General features: G+C 72.8%; 7 protein-coding genes and 3 pseudogenes. 5 read left to right on the plus strand and 5 right to left on the minus strand.

The features are described from left to right. Positions 1-546, minus strand: a 546-nt coding sequence (locus tag ACFUEL_RS32750) for an ATP-binding protein (RefSeq protein ID WP_380240720.1), incomplete at its 3' end; no start/stop codon positions are given. A 257-nt stretch (positions 547-803) separates the two neighbouring features. Between ACFUEL_RS32750 and ACFUEL_RS32755 the strand changes: the two are divergent. From ACFUEL_RS32755 to ACFUEL_RS32770, 4 genes and pseudogenes are all read left to right on the plus strand, one after another. After that, positions 804-1,512, plus strand: a pseudogene (locus ACFUEL_RS32755) (hypothetical protein); the annotation flags it as partial. Beyond that, complete coding sequence (locus tag ACFUEL_RS32760) at positions 1,495-1,992, plus strand: galactokinase family protein (protein WP_380240731.1); 498 nt, start codon at positions 1,495-1,497, stop codon at positions 1,990-1,992. The pseudogene ACFUEL_RS32755 and the gene ACFUEL_RS32760, both read left to right, overlap by 18 nt. Continuing rightward, positions 1,916-2,080 (plus strand): annotated as a pseudogene (locus tag ACFUEL_RS32765) (UDP-glucose 4-epimerase GalE); the annotation flags it as partial. The gene ACFUEL_RS32760 and the pseudogene ACFUEL_RS32765, both read left to right, overlap by 77 nt. 652 nt (positions 2,081-2,732) lie before the next feature. Beyond that, complete coding sequence (locus ACFUEL_RS32770) at positions 2,733-2,906, plus strand: helix-turn-helix domain-containing protein (protein WP_380240722.1); 174 nt, start codon at positions 2,733-2,735, stop codon at positions 2,904-2,906. 55 nt (positions 2,907-2,961) lie between these two features. Here ACFUEL_RS32770 and ACFUEL_RS32775 read toward each other — a convergent pair whose 3' ends face one another. The 4 genes and pseudogenes from ACFUEL_RS32775 to ACFUEL_RS32790 form a co-directional block, all read right to left on the minus strand. Continuing rightward, positions 2,962-3,531 (minus strand): tyrosine-type recombinase/integrase, encoded by a 570-nt coding sequence (locus ACFUEL_RS32775; protein ID WP_380240724.1) that lies wholly within the window; start codon positions 3,529-3,531, stop codon positions 2,962-2,964. A 68-nt stretch (positions 3,532-3,599) separates the two neighbouring features. Continuing rightward, positions 3,600-4,118 carry a hypothetical protein gene (locus ACFUEL_RS32780; protein WP_380240726.1) on the minus strand — a complete coding sequence of 173 codons (519 nt, stop codon included), beginning with the start codon at positions 4,116-4,118 and terminating at the stop codon, positions 3,600-3,602. 92 nt (positions 4,119-4,210) lie between these two features. Then, positions 4,211-4,402 (minus strand): annotated as a pseudogene (locus ACFUEL_RS32785) (gamma carbonic anhydrase family protein); the annotation flags it as partial. A gap of 270 nt (positions 4,403-4,672) precedes the next feature. Beyond that, positions 4,673-5,173, minus strand: coding sequence for an Lrp/AsnC family transcriptional regulator (locus tag ACFUEL_RS32790; protein ID WP_380240727.1), 501 nt, complete (start codon positions 5,171-5,173; stop codon positions 4,673-4,675). Positions 5,174-5,463: 290 nt separating this feature from the next. On the opposite strand from ACFUEL_RS32790, the gene ACFUEL_RS32795 reads away from it, so the two are divergent. Continuing rightward, on the plus strand, positions 5,464-6,213 hold a 750-nt coding region (locus ACFUEL_RS32795; RefSeq protein ID WP_380240729.1), incomplete at its 3' end, for an amino acid permease.

Raw genomic sequence — 6,213 nt, forward strand, 5'->3', positions numbered from 1 at the left:
GGGCAGGGCCGCGACGGTGCTCCTCGGCGGCAGCCGCACGAGGGCGACCGCGCCGGGGCCGGTCGGCAGCGGTGCGGGGCCGGCGGCGGGCGGCTGCGAGGCGGGGTCGGACGCGGTCCGCAGCAGGGGCAGGTCGGCGCGCACCTGCGTGCCCGCGAAGGTCGACCGGACCGAGAAGCGCAGTGCGTGCGCCCTGACCAGCTGGATGCCGCGCCCGCCGCAGGCGAGCCCCTCTCCCCCGACCGCCCCCGGCCGCCACCGGCCGGAGTCGCTCACGGTGACGGTGAGCACGCGGGCGTCAGCACTCAGCAGCAGGCGGACGTCGGGGCTGCCGCTGTGCCGTACGGCGTTGCCGACCAGTTCGCTGACCACCAGGGCCAGGGCGTAGTCGTCGAGGGCGAGGTCCCATCGGGCCGCCACGGCCCGGGCGAAGGCGCGCAGCGCGGGGGCGGCGGTGCCGACGGCTTCCATCACGCAGCAGGCGACCAGGCGGGGAGCGTGGTGGGGGCCGGACGACGAGGGCGGGCGCACGAGGGTGGGCAGCATCGGAATCTCCCGGGTCTCCCGAGTGGTGTGGGTCTCCCCCCGCTCTCCACGGTCCGTGGCACCGGTGGGCCGGGCAATGGGGGCCGGGTTTTCTCGCGGTACCCAAAGAACCCGACGGCCGGTACGACCGGGCTGGCCCGAAGGCGGATAGGTGAAGCACTCCTTGCCATGTTCATTTCTATTCTCTGCTGTGATTTCTTGATTGAAGCTGTTCCCAGGCGTGGATCCTCCGCCCGATCGTGCTCCTGGAGGACACCATGCGCACCATCCCCACCCTTCTCGCGCACGACCGCGAGCTGATCTACTCCGATGCCGACGAAGCGCCGTCCTGCGCCCGGGCCGACCTGCGCCGCCCGAGCCCCGGGTCACCGGGTCCCAGATCCGGCGCGACCCGGTGACCGGGGACTGGGTGAACATCGCCGGGCACCGCCAGCAGCGCACCTACCACCCGCCCGCCGACCAGTGCTCGCTGTGCCCCTCCCGGGAGGGACGGCCCAGCGAGATCCCGGCGGCCGGCTACTTCGAGGACCTGCTCGTCGCCGAACGCGCCGACGGCGCCCGGATGGTGCTGGCCGGCGAGTACTGGACCGCGTTCGTCCCGTTCGCCGCCCGCTGGCCCTACGAGGTCCACCTCCACCCGCACAGGCGGATCCCCGACCTGACCGCCCTCGATGACGCCGAACAGGCCGAACTACCTTCGCTTCAATTGGAGTTGCTGCGTCGCTTCGACCGCATCTTCCCCGCTCCGTCCGGCGACTCCCCGGCCTCCCCACCCCACACATCGCCGCCTGGCACGAGGCCGGCTCCGAGGAGGCGGACGAACTCGCCCTGCACCTGGAGCTGTTCACGCCGCGGCGCGCTCCGGACGAGCTCAAGTACCTGGCGGGGGTCGAATCCGGCATGGCCGCCTTCGTCAACGACATCGCCCCGGAGGACGCCGCCCGTCGGCTGCGGGAGGTCGCCTCATGGACGGCGACACCACGGCCGCCCCGAGCAGCTTCCCCGACGGGGGCCTGTTCGCCGACCGGCCGCCCACGGGCGGGCGTGTGGGCGGCGCCGGGTCGGGTCAACCTGATCGGCGAGCACACCGACTACAACGACGGCTTCGCCCTGCGCCAGAGCGTGCGGGCCGCGGTCCGGCTCCGCGCGGACGGGGTACCGCGGCTGCACAGTTCCCGGATCGGCGGCGACGCGGTCGAGGTCCGGCCCGCCGGACTCGCCCCGGGCCACCCCTCCCACCGGGCGGCCGAGCCTGCACCCGCATCTCTCCACCCCCTTCGGCCTAAGGACACCGACCGTGAAGATCCCCGTCTCCGGCGAAGCCGGCTACATCAGTTCCACCATCGCCTCCGCCTGCCTCGACAAGGGCATCACCCCCGTCCTGCTCGACAGCCTGGTCACCGGCCGCCGCGAGTTCATCGACGGCCGAACGTTCTACCACGGTGACATCGCCGACGACCCGCTCGTCGACCGGATCTTCGCCGAGCACCCCGACATCGGCGCCGTCGTCCACTGCCCCGCGCTCATCGTCCTCCCGGACTCCGTCGCCGACCCGGTCAGCTACTACCGGGCCAACACCGCCAAGACCCTCGACACCACCACCACCGCCCCCGCCCCGCCCCGCCCGGCGACGCCGCCTACACCCGCAGCGACTGCGCCCGCACCCTGCCGGGCTGGCAGCCCGCCCTCACCCTCCCCGAGGGCATCCGCGACTCGCTGCGCTGGGCCCGCGTCCGCGACACCCGCCTGGGCACCGGGGGCCGATGACCAGCCCTGCCCTCAGGCCGCCGAACCGACCCTCTCCTCTGGGTCCGGCCGAGCAACCGACGGCGGTGTCCCGGCGGACCATCCCCCAATCAGCGGAGAACCAGTCGCGACCACCGGCCCGCGGGCTTCTTCCGTGGGCCGCGCCCTGGTCGTGGTCCCAGGCGAACGAGGCGTTCGGGGTGCGCCTCGGGTGACGGAGCCGGCGTGGACGAGACCAAAGCGCCTGCCGAACCCCTCCTCCCGTCCGAAGGTGTCAAGCAGAGACCGGGGCAGTAGCCGCAGACGTACTGGCTGTAGCCCGAGCAGTCGAATACCACCTGCCACGAGGTTCAACCAAACCCCTGCAGAGGCGCGATCATCCGAGCTCGGCTCCGCTCGGGAGTCGAGGAAGGCAGGTGCGAGCAATGGTTTCGCAGTTCATGGATGCCAGGCAGACGGCCGAGTACCTGAACGTCTCGCTGTCCTGGTTGTACCGGGAAGCGGCGGACGTGGGCCTGGTCCCCTACAGGTTCGGACGGGGCCGGAACGCCAAGCTCCAGTTCAAGGTGTCCGAGGTGAACACCTGGATCAAGCAGCAGCGCGTCCCCGAGTGACGGACTGGGGTGCTGCCTGCTCCTTGCCCAGGAAGGCAGGCAGCACCCCTGCCGCTCAGGCCGCCAGGTCGAGGTTGAGGACCTGGGCGGCGCGGCTGATCGAGCCGGGCATCAGGTGGCGGTAGGTCTTGAAGGTCACGTCGATGCTCCGGTGGCCCATCCACTCGGCGACGTCGGTGATCGGGATGTTGTGGGCGAGGCAGTTCGAGGCGAAGAAGTGCCGGAAGCCGTACAGCACCATCCCCTCGGGGATCTCGAACGTCCCATCGGGCTTGAGCCGCTTCCACTGGTTCTGCAGGTGGTGGGCGAGCATGGGCTTGGACAGGTCGCGCGGGTGGCGCAACAGGTAGCCGTCAACGGTGCCGTAGGTGTCGGCGTACCACTCGATGGTCTGCTTCACCCGGGCCGGCAGCGGGGTGTCGCGGTACTCGCCCGCCTTGCGGTGCTTGAGTGGCGCGTACTGGCCGGTGGCCTGGCTGACCTGTTCGGTGATCCGGTAGACGTCGTCGGCGACGATGTTGTTGGTGTTGACCGCCAGCGCTTCGCCGTTGCGCAGGCCGCTGCCGCTCATCAGGTCGGCGATGACCCGGAAGGCGTCGTCACCAGCGAGCCGGAGTCCGGCCAACTGCTCCGGGGACGGAATGACGGCCCGCTTGGGGTCGTACTGGGGCGGGATGACACCTTGGACGGGATTCAGGTCGTACAGACCGAGGCGTGGGCGTCCAGCAGAATGGCGCGCAGCTTGTCGAAGACGTTGGACTGGGTGGCCAGGCCGACGCCGTTGCGCTCCATGGTGAGAATGAAGGCGTCGACGACCTTGTGGTCGAAGGTGCCCATCCGGCGGCTGCCGAAGGCCGGCAGCAGGTGGTGCTCCAGCAGCGAGTCGAGGCGCTGCAGCGAGGCGGGAGCGAGGCCGCGACGCTGGGATTCACGCCACTGCGCCGCGCACTCGCGGAACTGCATCGGGCCGTACTTCTGGATCCGCTCGGCCTTGCGCTGGTGGTGCGGGTTGTACTTGCGTTCCTGGTAGACCTCGGCGAGCCGGGCCTTCGCCTTGTCCTGGGTGGTGAACCCGGACTCCTCGGTCTGGCGTCCGGCCGCGTTGCGGTACCTGATCTTGTAGTCGTGCGGACACCTGGACCACCGGCTCTCCGGATCGTCGCAGGTCTTGAAGAAGCTGCCCATGCCGCGGACGAGGTTGATCGACGCCACCGCTGACCTCCAGGTCGGTTTGCTGACCGTTTGCTGACCCTGGATGGTCGATCAAGCCCCTGAGCTGGGAAGAAACGCCGGACACGTGATATGTCCTGGATGTTGGTCAGCGCGCCGACGGTGATCCGCTCGGCGTCGCCGCGCAGTACCGCGCCGTACCAGACGCTCGCGCCGGCGGCGACGGTGACGGCGCCGACCACCACCGCGCCGGGGGCGACGAACGCCCCGGGGTCCACCTGCGGGCTCAGTCCGCCGACGGCGGCGATCAGGGGTTCGGCGGCCACGGGGGGCACCTCCGGTGCGGGGCGGGCGGGTTGGCGGGGCGGCGGGTGCCGCGCTCGGGGCCCAGTCTTGCGTACCGAGGGGTAACCGGGCCACCCCGTACGCCGGGGCCTGACCGGGGAGGGGGCGAAGGGCCGGTCAGGGCCGGAAGACGGACAGCACGCCCTCCTCGAACGGCGCCGGGGAAGCGCACAGGTCGCCGGCGGGCGTCCAGCAGGTTCCGGACCTGCGGCGCGGGGTGCGCCGCGTGCTCGTCGCCGTCCGCCCCTCGGTCACCTGCCGTGCCGGGGCGGCCAGTGGTCGAGCGGCAGCGGGCCGCGGGAGCGGACGGTGCGGATCGCGAAGGTGGAGCGGGCGTCGCGGACGGGGCCGACGGCGAGGATCTCGTCCAGCAGCACCTGCTCGTAGCTGGCCAGGTCCGGTACGGCGATCTCCACCAGGAAGTCCGCCTCGCCGGAGACCACGTGGCAGGCGACCACGGCGGGGATCGCGCACAGCGACTCCTCGATGTGCCGGGAGGTCTCCCGCGAGTGCTGCTCGACCCGCAGCGCGACGAACACCATCAGCCCCAACCCGACCCGGTCCCGGTCGAGTTCGGCCCGGTATCCGGCGATCACCCCGTCCGCCTCCAGCGCCTTGGTGCGGCGCAGCGCGGAGGAGGGCGAGAGCATGACGGCCTCGGCGAGGTCGACGTTGGGGGTGCGGCCGTGGCGCTGGAGGTGGGCCAGGATGGCGCGGTCGATGCGGTCGTACTGCTGCGGGCTCGATGACATGCCGGGCACCCTAGCGGTGGCGCTGGCGGAATCGTTCCCGTTTCCCCGTTCTCCCGGCACGGCGTGCCGCTGGATCTCCTCCGCGCGGCACGATCGGCCACGCCGACCCGCGAACCCCCGGCAGGATCCACCACCCGGTTCACTCGGCCCGGCCCAGCCCGAACGCCTCTCCGGCCGCTCGGCATCTTCTGCCGCCGAAGTGCCCTCCCGCGGCAGGATCCACCGCCGGGGGCCCGCCGCGGAGCGGTTTTCGCCAGCGGGTGCCGCGCGGTCCGGGACAGGATCGAGGCATGACCGACACCGCGTCAGCACCCCGTCCCCGCCCCTCCGTCCGCCCTTCCCGCGGCCGTCGCTCCGGCGGCCGCCCCTCCCCCGGCACGCTCTCCACCGCCGGGGCGTCCGCGCTGTACGTCGGTGCGCTGCTCGGTCCCAGCCTGCTGCTGCTCCCGGGGCTGGCGGCGCGCGCGGCGGGCCCGGCCTCGCTGCTGGCCTGGCTGGCGCTGCTCGGGCTGTCCGGCCTGATCGCCACGGTGTTCTGCGCGCTCGGCACCCGGCTGGGCTCCTCCGGCGGGGTCGCCGGGTACACGGCCGCGGGCCTGGGCGCGCGGGCCGGCCGGGCCGCCGGATGGTGCTTCCTGGCCGGCGTGGTGGCGGGCGCGCCGGTGGTCTGCCTGATCGGCGGGAGCTACGCGGCGGCGGCCGTCGGCGCGGACGGCGGCACGGCCGTCCGGGCCGGGCTGGTGCTGCTGGCGCTGGTGCTGGGGGTGCGGCTGCTGGGCGTGCGGACCGGGGCGGGGCTCCAACTGGTACTGGTGTCCGGGCTGGTGGGCCTGGTGCTGCTGGCGGTGCTGGGGTCGGCCCCGGCCGCCCGGACCGCGCACTGGACGCCGTTCCTGCCGCACGGCTGGGCGGGCGTCGCGCGGGCCGCGCCGCCGCTGATGTTCGCCTTCGTCGGCTGGGAGGCGGCCGCCTCGCTGACCACCCGGCTGCGCGACCCGCGCCGCCAACTGCGCCGGGTGGTGCTGATCGCCTTCGCCGGG

Origin of the sequence: Kitasatospora sp. NPDC057198 (assembly GCF_042670125.1) — a bacterium.
Lineage (GTDB): Bacteria > Actinomycetota > Actinomycetes > Streptomycetales > Streptomycetaceae > Kitasatospora.

Coding starts and splice junctions, on each gene's coding strand:
- ACFUEL_RS32770 (WP_380240722.1), top strand. CDS start 2,733: ATGGATGCCAGGCAGACGGCCGAGTACCTGAACGTCTCGCTGTCCTGG.
- ACFUEL_RS32790 (WP_380240727.1), bottom strand. CDS start 5,173: ATGTCATCGAGCCCGCAGCAGTACGACCGCATCGACCGCGCCATCCTG.